Origin of the sequence: Acerihabitans arboris (genome assembly GCF_010131535.1) — a bacterium.
Classification (GTDB): Bacteria; Pseudomonadota; Gammaproteobacteria; order Enterobacterales; family Enterobacteriaceae; genus Acerihabitans; species Acerihabitans arboris.
In genome coordinates, this window is the sequence record NZ_WUBS01000010.1 from 154,147 (window position 1) to 169,615 (window position 15,469).

A 15,469-nucleotide genomic window follows, 5' to 3' on the forward strand; every position below is an offset into this window, starting at 1 on the left:
CTGGTTTGCCATCCATTTAGATTGCCATCCATGGATTCGGTTACCATAAGCCGCTGATGACGAAGCTTTGGGCATTAAACCCAGCCCCAATACTATATGAACGTCGATCAACTGCCGGCCGCCAGGGGCCAGGGGCCAGGAATAGTGCGGGAATATAACGAGAATAATGCGGGAAAAGCGCGATGCCGGCACAGGCATAGCGCGTAGATAAATAATGAAGGGCAATCCATATCGTTGTTGCCCAAGTTATTGTCATCGAATAAATCGCATATTAATAAACGAATGTCAAAAAAGAGATGGTTGTTTGAATATATCATCTTAATGGTATTTTCAATGGATTTTACTAAAGACAATAGCCGGGTTCCGGACCAGGAAGATTTTTTTGGCGGCGCGGCGCATTTGCCCGACCCCGAACCCGACCCGAAAGACGTGCGGCGCATCCTGGTGATAAAACTGCGCCACCATGGCGACGTGCTGCTCGCGACGCCCTTGCTCACCACCCTTGGCATAAATTACGTCAACGCGCTGATCGATGTGCTGGTGTATGAAGGCACCGACGAAATCCTGACCGGGAATACGGCGGTATACCTGGCCTACGCCGTGGACCGCGGTTGGAAGCATGCGGGGATAAAGGCGCGGCTGCTGGGAGAGAAAGCCCTGTTTAACAGCCTCAGGACCTGGCGTTACGACCTCATCATCAACCTCTCGGATCAATGGCGCTCGGCGCTATATTGTCTTGCGCTGAAGCCCAGGATGAGCCTGGCATTTCATTATCCCAAGCGGGACTGCTGGTTTTGGCGTTATTGCCACACGCGGCTGGTGGATAACCCGCTGCGCGCCCAGTTGCATACGGTCATGAATAATCTCCAGATCCTGGCGCCGCTTAAATTACGGAAAATATCTACCCGGGTCAATATCACCTTAGGCGCCGGTGAGACCTATTATATCGAGCAGCTGCGCAAAAAATATAACGTCGGCGAATATATCCTTATCCACCCGGCGGCGCGCTGGCTATTTAAAACCTGGTCGCCATCGTCGTTCAGCCGGTTGATTAATCATCTTACCGCCAGGGGGGAGACCGTCATCATTACCAGCGGGCCGGAGCCGGCCGGCATCGCCTGCGTTAAGGATATCCTGGCGCGCTGCGACCAGGCGCAACGGTTGATTAGCCTGGCGGGAAAACTCAGGCTGCCGGAACTGGCGGTGCTGATTGCCCGCGCCAGGCTGTTTATCGGCGTCGACTCCGCGCCGATGCATATGGCCGCCGCGCTGAAAACGCCCGCCGTGGTGCTGTTCGGGCCGAGCAACCTGGCGCAGTGGCGCCCCTGGCAGGCGCCGCATACCCTGATCTGGGCCGGTGACTATCGCGTTTTGCCGCACCCCGATCGGGTCGCAACGGACACCACCGAGCGGTATCTGGACGCCATCCCGGTGAATGATGTGATTAATGCGGTGGATCGCTGGCTGACGCCGGGAAACCAAGGCCCGTCGGGCACGCCGCACGCCGCGGAGCGCCCGGACGGCCCGGCCGTTATTGACCTGACGCTATGCGGCTAAGCGGCAATCCCGGTTCGTTCACGACGTCGCGCCTGGGGTATTGGTGCGGCGGCACGGCGTGTTTACTGGGCGCGTCCATTCCCCTGTCTACGCTATTGATGAACCTGGCGCTGGTGTCGGTCATGTTATGCCTGTTATGCGCCAGGCCGCTGGCCTGGCGGTGGTCGTTATGGCGCCGTCCCCTGATCTGGCTGCCGGCGCTGATGCTGCTGATGATGGTCGTCTCATTATGGCATCAGGATAATGACGCGGGCGGCCTGATAGTCAAAAAATACCTTAAGCTGCTGTACATCCTGCCTTTGGCCAGCTTTTTCCTGCAGCAACGGCTGCTGGCGGGCTTATTCCTGCGCGGGTTTCTCTGGGCGAACGGCCTGGTGCTGGCCATCAGCCTGGCGGGTGGGCTGCGGTGGCTTGCTTCGTGGCAGATGGATGCGGCCAATCCCATCGTGTTCAAGCTGCATATCACGCAGAACTTTTTTATGTCCTTGTCCGCCCTGTTCTGGCTTTCCCTGGCCTGCGGCCACACCGGGCGGCGACGCGTTGCCTATGGCCTGCTGGTGCTGCTGGCGGTATATAACGTTTTATTCCAGGTCTGGGGACGTACCGGTTACCTGGCGCTGCTGGCGGGCGCCGCCGTCTGGGTATGCCTGGCCCTCGGCCGGTGGCGGGGCGGGTTGTTGGCGGCGCTGGCGGCGCTGGCCCTGCTGCTGCCCAATCGCGCAACGGACCGGATGCTGTTGGGGGTAGGCGAAATACATCAGTGCCTGCGCGCCATCAGGCAGGGCGATAGCGCGGGCTGCGACAGCTCGATGGGCCTGCGCGCCCGGTTTACCGCCCAATCGCTGCGGATGATCGGCGATGCGCCGCTGGTCGGTCACGGCGCGGGGAGCTTTTGCAGCGGCAAAACGCAGTCCGGCTACTATTTTAACGCCCATAACGAATTTTTGATGCAGGCTACCCAGTCGGGATTGATTGGCCTGGGGATTTACCTGGCCTGGCTGTACCAGGGTTTCCACGCCGCCTGGCGGCTTGCGCCTCTCGCCAGGAACAGTGTTATGGCGGTCCTCTCCAGCTACCTGGTGGGGAATTTATTCAACAGCTTTTTGCTCGACTCGGCGGAAAGCCTGTTTTTTATCGCCCTTACCGCTATCCTGGCCGGCTGCCCGCCCGCCCTCAGGCAATTTTACGGCGAAACATCCAATACGCCGCGCTGCCGGTGGTGGCGGTGATCGCCAGCAGCGGCCACAGGCTATGCCAGATAATGGCGAAATCCGCGTCCTTGAGGTAAATCTCCTTGATGATATCGGTGAAATGCCGAACCGGATTTATCCAGGTCAGGGTTTGCAGCCACTCCGGCATATTCTCCACCGGCGAAACATAACCCGACAGCAGGATCGCCGGCATGATAAACACAAAAACGCCGATAAACGCCTGCTGCTGCGTCGAGCACAGCGAGGAGATCAGCAGGCCGAAACCCACCAGCGACAGGCCGTAGATCAGCATGGCGCCGTAAAACAGCAGCAGCGAGCCGGCAAAGGGGATGCGGTAGCCTAATATGCCGACGATCAGCACGATGGAGGCCTGGACGCTGGCCACCACCAGCGCCGGCACCGCCTTGCCGATAAAAATCTGCCAGGTGGTCAACGGCGAGACCAGCAGCTGCTCCAAGGTGCCCTGTTCCCGTTCCCGCGCCACCGACAGCGAGGTGACGATCAATACGCCGATGGTGGTGATCAGGGCAATCAGCGACGGCACCACAAACCACTTATAGTCCAGGTTGGGGTTATACCAGTTGCGTATCACCAGCTCGCTGTTGTTGGGTTTGACCTGCCGCGCGGTAAGCTCCAACTGGTAATCGCGCACAATTTGCTGGATATAGTTAGCCGCAATCTGCGCGCTGTTGGAGTTGCGTCCGTCCAGCAGCAGCTGCAACGGCGCCGCGACACCGCCGGCCAGATCGCGGGAAAACTCCGCCGGGAAACGCACCACCAGCAGGGCGCGCTGGTTATCCAGGGTGCCGCGGATTTGCTGCGGGCTCCTTAGCAGCAGCACCTCGGAAAACGCCTTGGCCTTGGCGAAACGCTGGGTCAGCTCAACGGAGGCCTGGCCGCTGTCCTCGCTGTAAACCGCGATGGTGGCATGGGTGACCTCCAGCGTGGCGGCAAAAGGAAACAGCAGCACCTGCAGGATAACCGGCATGATCAGGATCGCCCGGGTTTGCGGCTCACGCAGCAGCGACTGCATTTCTTTGACGATAAGCGTCCATAAGCGATAAAACATAGCGGTTCCCTAATCCAGCCGGCGTTTGGTTTTCCAGGCCGTCAGGCCGATAAATCCCACGGCGGAAGCCACCAGGAACAGGGTATTGACCAGCAATATCCCGCCGATATTGCCCGCCAGGAACAGGCTTTGCAGCGTGCTGACAAAATAGCGCGCCGGGATGATATAGGTCACCGCGCGCACCACGGCGGGCATGCTGTCTATCTGGAAGATAAAACCGGACAGCATCACCGCGGGCAGGAACGCCGCGTTGAGCGCCACCATCGCGGCGTTAAACTGGTTGCGGGTTAGGGTGGAAATCAACAATCCCATGCCCAGGGTGCTGGCCAAAAACAGGCTGCTGATGCCGAACAGCACCAGCAGCGAGCCGCGAAACGGCACGCCCATGACAAATACCGCCACCGCCATGCACAGCGCCATCGCCACCATGCCCAGTACATAATAAGGCAACAGTTTGGACAACAGCAGTTCGGCGCGCGTGACCTGGGTGGAGAGCAGCGCCTCCATGGTGCCGCGCTCCCATTCCCGCGCAATTACCAGCGAGGTCAGGATCGCCCCGATCACCGTCATGATAATGGTAATGGCGCCGGGAATAATAAAATGCTGGCTCACCGCCGCCGGGTTAAACCAATAACGCACCCTGACGTCGATCAGCTGGTGAAAGGCCTGGCCGCGATCTTCGGCCCGCTGCCGCTGCCAGATTTGCCAGATGCCCTGGGCATAACCCTGTACGAAGCTGGCGGTATTGGGTTCGCTGCCGTCGGTAATCACCTGGATTGGCGCGCTATTGCCGGCCCGATTCATATTGACGTCGAAGTTCACCGGGATCACGATCAGCCCGCGGATTTTGCCCGCCTGCATCAGCGCCACCAACCGCTGGCGGTTATCGCTGATGGTCGGGGCGATATAGGGTGAACCGGCGAAAGCCTGCGCCAGATCGCGGGCGTCCTCGCTGTGCTGCTCCATCAGGATGCCCACGCGCAGGCGACTGGAGTCCAGGTTGATGCCATAGCCGAAGATAAACAGCAGCATCAGGGGAATGACGAAGGCAATCAGGCCGCTGCTGGGATCGCGCAGGATCTGGCGCGTTTCTTTGTCGCACAGGGCGCGCAGCCGGCGCCATGAGAAACGCGTATCGTCATGCCGCTTCATTGTCGCCGTCCTTGTCAAAATTCTGCACCAGCTCGATAAACGCCTGTTCCATGGTGGGATTCGGCGTCCGTTGGTCCGCCGCCTGCTGTTTCAGCTCGTCCGGCGTACCGCTGGCGATCAGCTTGCCTTGATAGACCAGCCCGATGCGGTCGCAATATTCCGCCTCGTCCATAAAATGGGTAGTGACCATTACGGTGACGCCTTTCTCCACCATGCCGTTGATATGCTGCCAGAATTCGCGGCGGGTGAGGGGGTCGACGCCGGAAGTGGGCTCATCGAGAAACAGGATATCCGGCTCGTGCATCAGCGAGCAGGCCAGCGCTAGCCGCTGCTTAAATCCCAACGGCAACGCATCGGGGGTCTGGTGCAATATCGGGCCGAAATCAAACGCCGCGCTCATCTCGTCAATTTTTCGGCACCGGCGCTTGCCATGCAGCCCATAAACGCCTGAAAAAAACCGCAGGTTTTGCTCTACGGTCAGGTTGCCGTAAAGCGAAAATTTTTGCGCCATATAACCCAGCCGCTGGCGGGCTTTGCCGGAGCGGGTCTTTAAATCCATTCCCAACACCAGCGCCTGGCCGGAGGTGGGGATCAGCAGGCCGCACATCATTTTAAAGGTGGTGGATTTGCCGGCGCCGTTCGGCCCCAGCAGGCCAAAAATTTCCCCCCGGGTCACCTTGAAGTCCACATTATCGGTGGCGGCGAAATTGCCGAATTTTTTTGTCAGCCCCCGGGCCTCGATCATCGTCTCGTCACGACTGCCGCCGACCTGCGGCATAATGTCCGCCAGCGCCCGTTTGGCGCCCGGGCCGCCGCCGAGCAAATCGATAAAGGCGTCTTCAAAACGCGGCGCCGCTTCCTTGATGCTATCGTCGGGCAGGCCGAGCGCCTGGCCGAGCGTCGCCAGGTCGGCGTCTTTTTTCAGGATCAGGCGTACGGATTTGCCCTGGATAACGCCGTCGCCAATCTGCGGCAGGCGCAGCGCGCGCTGCAGCAGCCGGCGATGGGTGCCGGACGCGTCGGCGGCCAGTACCGTGCGGCCCGCCATCGTTTCCGTCAGCGCCCTGGGCGCGCCGCTATAGATCAACTCCCCTTCGTTCATCAGCAGCACCTCGCGACACTGCTCCGCCTCATCCAGATAAGAGGTGCTCCAGAGGATCAGCATGCCGTCGTCGGCCAGCTCATGCACCATGCGCCAAAGCTCGCGACGGGAAATGGGATCCACGCCGACCCCCGGCTCGTCGAGCAGCAACACCTTGGGCTGGCCAATCAGCGTACAGGCCAGGCCGAGTTTTTGTTTCATCCCGCCCGACAGCTTGCCGGCCAGGCGGGCGGTAAAGCGGGTCAGATCGGTAAAGGCCAGCAGGCGCTCAAAGGTCTGTTGACGCTCATCGCCGGTAACGCCGCGCAGGGAGGCGTACAGCCTTAAATTTTCCATCACCGTCAGGTCTTCATACAGGCCGAATTTTTGCGGCATATACCCAAGGATGGCGTGCAGCCGGGCGTCCTCCGTTACCGGATCCAGTCCAACCACCCGCATGGCGCCCCGGCTTGGCGTCAACAGGCCGGCCAGCATGCGCAGCAGGGTGGTCTTGCCCGCGCCGTCCGGGCCGACCAGCCCGGTGACCCCGCCGCTTTGCAGGGTGATGGTCAGGCTGGCGACCGCCGGCTTGTCCCGCGACGGAAAACGTTTCTCCAGCGCGTCCAGGACAATCAGGTTAGCGGGCATTGGCAACCCCGCCGGCGGGCGGGTTGACCCGCTCGGCGGGCGTTTCCCCACCGTCGGCAAAGTCCAGGGTTACCGGCATTCCCTGGCGCAGCCGGTCGTCGGCGTCGGTCACGATGATCCGCAGGCGATACACCAGATCGGTGCGCAGCTCCGGCGTTTCCACGTTTTTCGGCGTAAATTCCGCCGTTGGCGAGACAAAGCCGATTTTACCGTGGTAGGCCTTATCCGGCAGGCCGTCGACGCGGATGATAATCCGGGTGCCGGGCGCCGCCTGGCTTAAGTTGCGTTCATCGATATAGGCGCGCACCCATACCGGGCGGGTCAGTGATAGGGTGAATACCGTGTCGCCGGCGCTGAGCATGCTGCCGGCCTCCTGCGCCCGGGTTAGCACCGTGCCGCCCGAGGGCGCCGCCAGCATGGTGTCGGTAACGTCCAGGGCGGCCTGGTCAAGCGCCGCCTGCGCCTGGGCCAACGCCGCGGCGGCGGCGGTGATTTCCTGCGGGCGGTTGCCGGTCTGGTACTGCTGCAGCTTATCCTTGGCCGCCTGCAGATTAGCCTTGGCCTGGTTGCCGGCGGCTAACGCATCCTCCAGCTGGTCGGCGGAAATAGCCCGTTTAGCCCATGCGCCCTGCTGGCGATGATAAAAGCTGTCGGCATAATTAAAGGCGGCCTGCAGCTGCGCCAGCTGCGAGCGCACCTGGGCGATCTCCTCGCCGCGATAGCCTGAACGGGTTAAATCCAGCTTGGCCGCGGCGCTGTCCACATTGGCCTGGGCCTGCGCGAGGGCGTTGCGATAAGGCGCGTCGTCGAGTTTCGCCAGCACCTGGCCCGGATGAACGATATCCCCTTCGTCCACCGTCAGCCGCGCCAGGCGCCCGCCGACCCGAAAGCCCAGGTTGACGGTGCGTATATCCACGTTGCCGTAGAGGGTCAGCGGCTGGCCGTGCTGGCGGCGATAGTAGATTACGCCGGCTATCGCCGCGGCCAGCAGGGCGATGATAATGATGATAACCACGGCAAGGCTTTTTTTCTTCATGTCGTTTTGCCTGTATTATCGGCCTGTCCGGCCCGCAATCCGTTGAGAAACCAGTCGATATGTTGCGCCAAAACCCGATTGATCTGTGTGACCTGCGCCGGGCCCAGCCCGCGCCAGCCGGCGCGCAGCAGGATAGTTTCCCGCGCCAGCCGGAACGACAGCACTTCGCCCAGCAGGGCATGGGTATGGAGCATCGTGTCGATTGACGCGGCGTCGCAACCGGTAAAACCGGCCACCAGCCGAGTCATGCGCTGATGCATCGGCGCAATCGCCTGCTGATGGATAAGCGTATACGCCTCGGTGGGCGTCAGCTGCTCCCGCGAGATGATTTTGCTCAGGTTCAGCGTTTCCTTACTGGCCAGCAGTTCGGTAAAGGTCATCATGCATTCATGGAGATAATGCCGGCATTGCGCGGCATCGATTTCCGGCTGCGCCAGCAGCAAATCAATCTTTGCCGATTGGGAAGATAAGGCCTGCTTGATAAAATCCGCGATCCACTGGGCGACCGCCAGGTACAGGCCCTCCTTGGAGCCAAAATAATAAAAAATTGCGGCGATATTTTGTCCGGACCGCTGGGCTATTTCACGTGTGGTCGCGGTTTGCGGACCTTTTTCACCAAATAATTCAATACCTGCGGCGATCAGCTGGGTTTTCGCCTGTTCGCCGCGGGTGGTCGGCGTCGGGGAGGAGGGCATGGCGGCTCCAAAAAATAAGTCAAACGTTTGATTAACTTTACGCCCGAAAACCTGGGGTTGTAAAGCAGCCGGCCAGCCTATTTTTTGGCGGGGTAGGGAATATGTCCGGTGGAACACGTCGCCGCCAACCTGAGGTTTCTTTACCACCGACACATCCGGAAACAGCGGTGGGAACAAACATATCTATCTTTACAGTACTTTAGGTATTTAATTAATGATTGATAAAATAATACTTGATCCGGGACGCGAAGGTGTCTATCATTAACTTATCGAACGTTAACAAATTAACGTCCAGTCCAATAACGGTTCATCTAATTGAGAAGAGACATCATGAAAAACCTGACACTCGCCATCGCAGCCATCGTCCTTAGCACCGTTTCCATCGGCAGCTTTGCCGCCCAGGAAGTGACCAGTCGTCCGGCCGGTCAGCAATCCATCGGCGTGGTTTCCTCTACCACCACTTCTACCCTGACCGATCTGGAGTCGCAGCTGGCCGCCAAGGCCGACGCCGCCGACGCCACCTCATACCGCATTATCGCCGCGGGCGGCAACGACACCCTGCGCGGCAGCGCCGAGCTGTATAAATAAGCTGTCACCAGCAAAAAAGCATAAAAAAAAGCGGCCTTAGCGGCCGCTTTATTGTGTCCGGTGACTCAGGACTTAGAACTGATAGGTCAGGCCCAGGCCAACCTGGTCGTCGTTGGCGATGCCCAGCTTGTTATCGTCGCTCAGGCGGTTGATTTTATAATCAACATACGCATTCATATTTTTGTTGAAGAAGTAGGTCAGGGACGCGTCATAGTATTTCACCAGATCGACGTCGCCGATGCCTTCAACATCGCTGGCCTTGGACTGGAAGTAACCGAACATCGGTTTCAGGCCAAAATCAAACAGGTATGAAGCGATGGCTTCCACGTTCTCGGTTTTATTTGCATAGCCGCCGGTGATCGGGGTCAGGTTATGCGTTTGGCCGTATAACGCGGCGGCATAGATGCCGGCATTATCATACTTCACGCCGCCCGCCCAGACGTCGGCTTTGTCGCCGTTGCCAAGAGTCAGGCTGTTCTGCGGCTGGGTGCGGTTGGACGAGGCATAGGTGCCGAGTACCGACAGGCCGAAATCAAAGGTATATGACGCCGATGCGCCGTAACCGTCGCCATTGGATTTGTTGGCGGCGCGGGCATTGCCGGAGTTTTCGTCGTTGGCGCCCTGGTATTGCAAGCCAAACTTCAGGCCGTCCACCAGACCGAAGAAGTTATTGTTGCGGTAGGTCGCCACCCCGGTGGTACGGCCGGTCATAAAGACGTCGGCGGCGCTGTAGGTCAGGTCATCGAAGATCGGCGCGGTATCGGTGATCGCCGCGACATCATAAGCGATGCCCCAGTTACGGCCGTAGTCGATGGAGCCGTAGTCCTTCAACTTCAGGCCGGCAAAGCCCAGACGGGTTTTGGTGCCGCTCAGCGCGTCGGTGCCGCCTTCGGAATGGTTGGCCTGGATGTTGTATTCCCATTGGCCGTATCCGGTCAGGACATCGTTAATCTGGGTCTGGCCTTTAAAACCGAAACGCACATAGCTGGCGTCGCCGTCGATGGTTTTGTTGTCGCTGAAATAGTGGCGGGCGCGCATGCTGCCGTAAAGATCCAGCTTGTTGCCGTCTTTGTTATAAATTTCCGCGGCGTGCAGGGCTGGTGTAATCAATGTCGCTAAAACGGCCAATGCTATCTTCTTCATTCCTGTTTTTCCTTACCAAATACTCTCTAGTTTAAGTAAAAAGGACTCAACCTTTTAGTGGCTGATGTCCGGGGCTAACCAGCATTTTTATATTAAAAAAAAGCTCAGGTAACGCGCAGTTTTAATACAAGAGTTATTACCCTGTCGTCTGAGTTGGCAGGATAGTAGCAGTAAAAACGTTGCGAAGATTGTGAACTTTTCATTAAGGCAGGCATCTACGTCAGCCTAGTCTGCCCGGAGGCAGGGTAACGCTACCTTAACTTGTCATACAGATTTAAAAGTTGAGAGCCATCACAAAACCCCTCTTTTCTTTACGGGATTAAAATCCCGCGCCGAAGAGGCTAACATCCTGTGATGGCCGCGGGATAGTCGTTGTACTTAACGTCTGGCCCGCGTTCTCTACATATTCCAACGCGGCCAAAATACAAATTTGGCTTAAATTGGTATAATATGTTTTTATGACGTCATAGTTTTAAAGGCGGCTCACAACGGGTCGAGAGAGAAATCCTGGAAGGCCGCTCGCAGCTGTTAAAGTATAATTTATCATTTCTTTAACAATCTTATCGCGGTTATCAGTTAAAAAATTAATCCGGAGTTCGATTGGATTAATTTAACTTATCGCAAATTCCCGTCTGAATACGCTGCCTGCCCCGATCCGCCATAGAGCCACTTTGCATTAATATTACAAATTAAACAAAGATTTTTTTTTGATATGGATATAGGCCAGCGAAGCATATTAACGGTTTTACGCTGGCGAAGCCTGGGCATATCCACCACAATTGATTGTTAAAGTGCCCAAGGATTATTACGCTGGCGGATCCGCATATCATTAATTAACTAATAATAACTTTATTTAATAATATTGATTGTTATTTGACCTCAGGCCGCCGGACCAGGCTGGCCGAGAGCCGGTCCAACAGCATGGCCATCAATACCACCGCGATGCCGCTTTGCAGGCCCTGGCCGATATCCAGCTGCTGGATGCTGGTCAGCACGTCATTGCCCAGTCCGCCGGCGCCGACCATGGAGGCGATGATCACCATCGACATGGCCATCATGATGGTTTGGTTGACCCCGGCCATAATGGAGGGCAGCGCGTTGGGCAACTGTACTTTCCATAATAACTGCCGGCGGGTGCAGCCGAAGGCCAGTCCAGCCTCCACCAGGCTGCTATCCACCTGACGGATACCCAAGTCGGTTAACCGCACCACCGGCGGCATGGCGAACAGCACGGTGGCGAAAATCCCGGGCGGGCGGCCAAGGCCAAACAGGATAGTGGCGGGGATCAGATAGACGAAGGCGGGCATGGTCTGCATAAAATCCAGCATCGGCCGGACCAGCGTGCCCGCCCGGCGCCGCCTGGCTATCATGATGCCGAGCGGAATGCCCGCCAGCAGGCTGAACAGCGTTGATGACAGCGTGAGCGCAAGCGTTACCACGGCATGTTCGCTATAGCCGCTGTAGATGATATACAGCGTCGCGGCGGCGCTGAACACGGCGTACCCCTTGCCGACGCGCCACAGGCTCAACCCCACCGCGATAGCGGCCAAACCCCAGGGCGAAAGCCGGGCCAGACCTTGCTCCAGCGTGCCTGCCACCGTATCCAGCACTCCGGCGATAACGTCGAAAAACAGGCCGCAGTGATCCAGCAGAAAGCGCACGCCCGCGTCAATCTGCGCGCTGAAATCAACGCTCCCGGTCATGGGGCGGCTCCTGTCGCGGCGTTGCGTGGCTATCGAACGCGCCGGCATAGTCTTCCGCCAGCACAAAACGCGAGGTATCGACCCCGGAAAAAAAACGCCGCACATAGGCGTTCGCCGGCGCGTTCACGATTTGTTCGGCGGTGCCGGTCTGGATGACCCGGCCCTGTTGCATTATGGCGATACGGTTGCCGATGCGCAGCGCTTCTTCAATATCATGGGTGACAAAAATCACCGTGCGCCGCTGCCCGGCCTGCAGGTTCAACAGGAGATCCTGCATTTCGCGCCGATTGATGGGATCGAGCGCCGAAAACGCCTCGTCCATCAACAGCAGGGCGGGGTTGACCACCAGCGCGCGCGCCAGGCCGACCCGTTGCTGCATGCCGCCGGACAGCTGATGCGGTAACTGTCCGGCCACCTGCGCCAGCCCAACCTGGGCCAATACCGCCAGCGCCCGCCGATGGCGCTGCGCCTTGCCGACGCCGGCCAGCTCCAGCCCGAAGGCGGCGTTATCCAGCACGCTGCGGGTCGGCAGCAGGGCGAAAGACTGGAACACCATGCCCATCTCATGTCTGCGCAACTGGATAAGCGCGGTTGCCGATAACCCCGAGAGCGCCTGTCCGTTAAAAAATACCTCGCCGGCGCTGGGGGCGATCAGGCGGTTAAGGGTGCGCAGCAGGGTGGATTTGCCGGAGCCGGATAAGCCGACGATGACAAAAATCTCGCCGCGATTAACGTCCAGCGAGATATTGTTCAGGGCCACCGAGCAGCCATGTTGGGACAATAATTCGGCGGGTTCCGCGCCCTGTCGCAAACGCAGCAACGCCTTTTGTTCACCGGGGCCGAATATTTTATAAAGCTGGTCTATTCTTATCAGCGTCTCATTCATCAGGGTTTATTATATTAGTCATGTCCTAACCATAAGCACAGGCTATAAGAAAAAAGAACGGCGCAATAAAATATTATCGTCTGAGTTATAACTAAATGATTTAAACCCGTTGTCCGGAAATACTCATATTTTCCTGTGGCGGTCTAAAACTAAATGATTCGCTGATTAACCATTTTTTAACTTTCTGGTAGAGCAGATGATTATTGTGCAACCCCGGTTGAATTAAATAATAACCGCGTAGGGTTTTTAATTCCGGTCCGCAGACGACCAGTTCGCCATTTTCCAGGAATTGATCCACCAGGGGTTTCCAGCCCAGCGCCACGCCCTGGCTTTTCAGCGCCGCCTGGATGATCAGGGAATAGGCGTTAAACGTCACTGAGGTCACGCCATCGTCAGGCTCCAGCCCCTGTCCGCGAAACCAGTCCCGCCAGCTCAGCCAGCGCCGGGGCTGGGTGTCGGGCAGGTTGAGCAACGGCAGGGGCAGCAGGTCCGCGGCCGCGGCCGGCCCGCCGTATTGCTTGAAAAACAACGGGCTGCACACCGGCACCACTAGCTCGGGAAACAGCATATCGCTGCGGCAGCCGGGGATCTGGCCGTCGCCAAAGGAGATTGCCAGATGGGCGGAGCTGTCGCGCAGGGAGAACTCGTTAGGCGAGGTGGAAATCTGCACGTCGACATTCGGGATCAGGCGTTGCAACTGATCCAGGCGCGGCAGCAGCCAGTAGCTGGCAAAACCCATATCAGTATCAATGCGCAGCACATCACGTTGTTTTTTAAGCTGTATTTTCTCAATTTGCTGACTGATTCCCTGCAGGCTGGCCCGCACGATCTTATAAAGCTGCTCCCCGGTCTGGGTCAGCGCCACGCCGCGGTGGCGCCGATCGAACAGCCTGGCGCCCAGTTGATTTTCCAGCAAATTAATGCGCTGGCTGACCGCCGGCTGCGACGATCCCAATTCCGTGGCGGCGGCGGTAAAATTAAGGTGGCGCGCCGCCGCCTCGAAAACGGCCAGCGCCTGCAGCGGCGGCAGCCTGAATGTGTTAGCCATAATCACCCCTTATAGGCTGATAAGAAATTAACCGGTTCACAGCAAAATATAATTGTGAGATAAAAATAACATTGTGCGGGAATTTTATTTAAAGCGGAATTTAACTATGCTTAGCAAAAAACCGAATATTGTTATTCTTATGGCCGACCAGCTTGCCGCCGGCGCGCTTTCCGCTTATGGAAATAAAGTCAGTAAAACCCCAAATATAGACCGATTGGCGCGCGAAGGCGTAGTATTTAATTCGGCCTATTGCAATAGCCCGTTATGCGCGCCCTCGCGCGCCTCCCTGATGACCGGCCAGCTAATTTCCCGTAACGGCGTTTATGATAATGCGGCGGAGTTCCGCGCCGAGAGCCCGACATTTTGCCACTATCTGCGCCAGCAGGGGTATAAAACTTATTTGGCCGGTAAAATGCATTTTTGCGGTCCGGATCAGCTGCACGGCTTTGACGAGCGGCTGACCACCGATATCTATCCGGCGGATTTCGGCTGGACGCCGGACTGGCGCCATCCTGAACGGCGGCTGGACTGGTATCACAATATGAGTTCGGTGCTGGACGCGGGAGAATGCGTTCGCACCAATCAGCTGGATTTCGACGATGAAGCGCTGTTCCATACCCGGCAAAAGCTGTTCGATCTGGCGCGCCGGGGCGACGACCGGCCCTTCCTGCTGATGATGTCGCTGACCCATCCCCACGATCCCTTCGCCATCCCGCGTCCTTATCTGGATCGCTACCCTGAGCAGGATATCGACCTGCCGGTGGCGGCGGCGGGGGACGCGCCGCCCGATGCGCACTCGCAGCGGCTGCGGGAGATGTACCAGCTAACCGACGGCCTGCTGGACGACGGGCAAATCCGCCGGGCGCGCCATGCCTATTACGGCGCGCTGGCCTATGTCGACGATCGGTTCGGCGAGGTGTGCGCGACCCTTGACGCCACCGGCCTGGCCGACAATACCATTATTATCCTGATCTCCGATCATGGCGAAATGCTCGGCGAGCGCGGCCTATGGTACAAGATGAGCTTTTTTGAAGGGGCGTCGCGCGTGCCGATGATTATCCACGCCCCCGGCCGCTTTGCCGCGCGGCGCGTTGAGCAGAACGTTTCGCTGGCCGACCTGTTGCCGACCTTGCGCGAGCTGGCGGGCGGCGGCCCCGCGGATGAGGGGGAGCTGGCCGCGCCCCTTGACGGCCGCAGCCTGGTGCCGCACCTGCGCGGCGCGGCGGGGCCCGACGGGGCGTATGGCGAATACCTGGCGGAAGGCGCGCAGGCGCCGATGGTCATGATCCGGCGCGAGCGGTGGAAATTTATCGCGTCCCCGGGCGATCCCGATCAGCTGTACGATCTGCGCCAGGATCCGCTGGAATTGACCAATCTGGCGTTATCGCCCGCGTTCGGGCCGCAGTTGCAGGAATTTCAGCGCGAGGCGCGGCGGCGCTGGGATCTCGCCGCCCTGAACCAACAAGTATTAGCCAGCCAGCGCGCCCGGCTGTTCCTTAACCGGGCGCTGGGCCGGGGCGGGGCGCCCGATTGGGATTATCAACCCAGGCAGGACGCCAGCCAACGTTTTATCCGTAACCACCAATCCCTGGACGAGCAGGAGGCGCTGGCGCGCTATCCGCGCCCGCCTTCAACGCTTTGACCGATTTATC

At 58.5% G+C, this 15,469-nt stretch carries 13 protein-coding genes; 4 read left to right on the forward strand and 9 right to left on the reverse strand.

The annotated features are described in order from the left end of the window. Nucleotides 1–333 precede the first annotated feature (333 nt). Both rfaQ and GRH90_RS15100 read left to right on the forward strand, forming a co-directional pair. The gene (rfaQ, locus tag GRH90_RS15095; RefSeq protein ID WP_162366786.1) at nucleotides 334–1,557 is read left to right on the forward strand and encodes a putative lipopolysaccharide heptosyltransferase III; all 1,224 of its coding nucleotides are present in this window, start codon (nucleotides 334–336) and stop codon (nucleotides 1,555–1,557) included. Next, nucleotides 1,548–2,786 carry an O-antigen ligase family protein gene (locus GRH90_RS15100; protein ID WP_162366787.1) on the forward strand — a complete coding sequence of 413 codons (1,239 nt, stop codon included), beginning with the start codon at nucleotides 1,548–1,550 and terminating at the stop codon, nucleotides 2,784–2,786. Before rfaQ ends, GRH90_RS15100 begins: the two co-directional genes overlap by 10 nt. Here GRH90_RS15100 and GRH90_RS15105 read toward each other — a convergent pair. Genes GRH90_RS15105 through GRH90_RS15125 form a run of 5 tightly spaced genes read right to left on the reverse strand, consistent with a single transcriptional unit; the run spans nucleotide 2,731 to nucleotide 8,449 of the window. Beyond that, on the reverse strand, nucleotides 2,731–3,837 hold the full coding sequence (locus GRH90_RS15105) for an ABC transporter permease (protein WP_162366788.1): 1,107 nt from the start codon (nucleotides 3,835–3,837) through the stop codon (nucleotides 2,731–2,733). The genes GRH90_RS15100 and GRH90_RS15105 overlap by 56 nt on opposite strands. A 9-nt stretch (nucleotides 3,838–3,846) precedes the next feature. Beyond that, nucleotides 3,847–4,989: an ABC transporter permease gene (locus GRH90_RS15110; protein ID WP_162366789.1), complete on the reverse strand. Its 1,143-nt coding sequence runs from the start codon at nucleotides 4,987–4,989 to the stop codon at nucleotides 3,847–3,849. Then, nucleotides 4,976–6,718: an ATP-binding cassette domain-containing protein gene (locus GRH90_RS15115; protein ID WP_162366790.1), complete on the reverse strand. Its 1,743-nt coding sequence runs from the start codon at nucleotides 6,716–6,718 to the stop codon at nucleotides 4,976–4,978. The genes GRH90_RS15110 and GRH90_RS15115 overlap by 14 nt, the downstream gene beginning before the upstream one ends. Then, nucleotides 6,708–7,754 (reverse strand): secretion protein HlyD, encoded by a 1,047-nt coding sequence (gene hlyD / locus GRH90_RS15120; protein WP_162366791.1) that lies wholly within the window; start codon nucleotides 7,752–7,754, stop codon nucleotides 6,708–6,710. The genes GRH90_RS15115 and hlyD overlap by 11 nt, the downstream gene beginning before the upstream one ends. Beyond that, nucleotides 7,751–8,449 (reverse strand): CerR family C-terminal domain-containing protein, encoded by a 699-nt coding sequence (locus GRH90_RS15125; protein WP_162366792.1) that lies wholly within the window; start codon nucleotides 8,447–8,449, stop codon nucleotides 7,751–7,753. The genes hlyD and GRH90_RS15125 overlap by 4 nt, the downstream gene beginning before the upstream one ends. Nucleotides 8,450–8,779: 330 nt before the next feature. On the opposite strand from GRH90_RS15125, the gene bhsA reads away from it, so the two are divergent. Beyond that, a complete protein-coding gene (bhsA, locus tag GRH90_RS15130; RefSeq protein WP_162366793.1) occupies nucleotides 8,780–9,037 on the forward strand; it encodes a multiple stress resistance protein BhsA in 258 nt (85 codons plus the stop codon). Between the two features lie 72 nt (nucleotides 9,038–9,109). Here the strand turns inward: bhsA and GRH90_RS15135 are convergent, their stop codons facing one another. The 4 genes from GRH90_RS15135 to GRH90_RS15150 form a co-directional block, all read right to left on the reverse strand. After that, a complete protein-coding gene (locus GRH90_RS15135; protein ID WP_162366794.1) occupies nucleotides 9,110–10,180 on the reverse strand; it encodes a porin in 1,071 nt (356 codons plus the stop codon). Nucleotides 10,181–11,049: 869 nt separating this feature from the next. Further along, nucleotides 11,050–11,883, reverse strand: a complete 834-nt coding sequence (locus GRH90_RS15140; protein ID WP_162366795.1) for an ABC transporter permease — start codon at nucleotides 11,881–11,883, stop codon at nucleotides 11,050–11,052. Further along, the gene (locus tag GRH90_RS15145) at nucleotides 11,867–12,769 is read right to left on the reverse strand and encodes a quaternary amine ABC transporter ATP-binding protein (protein ID WP_162366796.1); all 903 of its coding nucleotides are present in this window, start codon (nucleotides 12,767–12,769) and stop codon (nucleotides 11,867–11,869) included. The genes GRH90_RS15140 and GRH90_RS15145 overlap by 17 nt, the downstream gene beginning before the upstream one ends. Nucleotides 12,770–12,869: 100 nt before the next feature. Continuing rightward, complete coding sequence (locus GRH90_RS15150; protein ID WP_162366797.1) at nucleotides 12,870–13,817, reverse strand: choline sulfate utilization transcriptional regulator; 948 nt, start codon at nucleotides 13,815–13,817, stop codon at nucleotides 12,870–12,872. Between the two features lie 106 nt (nucleotides 13,818–13,923). On the opposite strand from GRH90_RS15150, the gene betC reads away from it, so the two are divergent. Next, nucleotides 13,924–15,459 (forward strand): choline-sulfatase, encoded by a 1,536-nt coding sequence (betC, locus tag GRH90_RS15155; RefSeq protein WP_162366798.1) that lies wholly within the window; start codon nucleotides 13,924–13,926, stop codon nucleotides 15,457–15,459. The last annotated feature ends 10 nt before the right edge of the window (nucleotides 15,460–15,469 follow it).

Coding starts and splice junctions, on each gene's coding strand:
- rfaQ (WP_162366786.1), top strand. CDS start 334: ATGGATTTTACTAAAGACAATAGCCGGGTTCCGGACCAGGAAGATTTT.
- GRH90_RS15100 (WP_162366787.1), top strand. CDS start 1,548: ATGCGGCTAAGCGGCAATCCCGGTTCGTTCACGACGTCGCGCCTGGGG.
- GRH90_RS15105 (WP_162366788.1), bottom strand. CDS start 3,837: ATGTTTTATCGCTTATGGACGCTTATCGTCAAAGAAATGCAGTCGCTG.
- GRH90_RS15110 (WP_162366789.1), bottom strand. CDS start 4,989: ATGAAGCGGCATGACGATACGCGTTTCTCATGGCGCCGGCTGCGCGCC.
- GRH90_RS15115 (WP_162366790.1), bottom strand. CDS start 6,718: ATGCCCGCTAACCTGATTGTCCTGGACGCGCTGGAGAAACGTTTTCCG.
- hlyD (WP_162366791.1), bottom strand. CDS start 7,754: ATGAAGAAAAAAAGCCTTGCCGTGGTTATCATCATTATCATCGCCCTG.
- GRH90_RS15125 (WP_162366792.1), bottom strand. CDS start 8,449: ATGCCCTCCTCCCCGACGCCGACCACCCGCGGCGAACAGGCGAAAACC.
- bhsA (WP_162366793.1), top strand. CDS start 8,780: ATGAAAAACCTGACACTCGCCATCGCAGCCATCGTCCTTAGCACCGTT.
- GRH90_RS15135 (WP_162366794.1), bottom strand. CDS start 10,180: ATGAAGAAGATAGCATTGGCCGTTTTAGCGACATTGATTACACCAGCC.
- GRH90_RS15140 (WP_162366795.1), bottom strand. CDS start 11,883: ATGACCGGGAGCGTTGATTTCAGCGCGCAGATTGACGCGGGCGTGCGC.
- GRH90_RS15145 (WP_162366796.1), bottom strand. CDS start 12,769: ATGAATGAGACGCTGATAAGAATAGACCAGCTTTATAAAATATTCGGC.
- GRH90_RS15150 (WP_162366797.1), bottom strand. CDS start 13,817: ATGGCTAACACATTCAGGCTGCCGCCGCTGCAGGCGCTGGCCGTTTTC.
- betC (WP_162366798.1), top strand. CDS start 13,924: ATGCTTAGCAAAAAACCGAATATTGTTATTCTTATGGCCGACCAGCTT.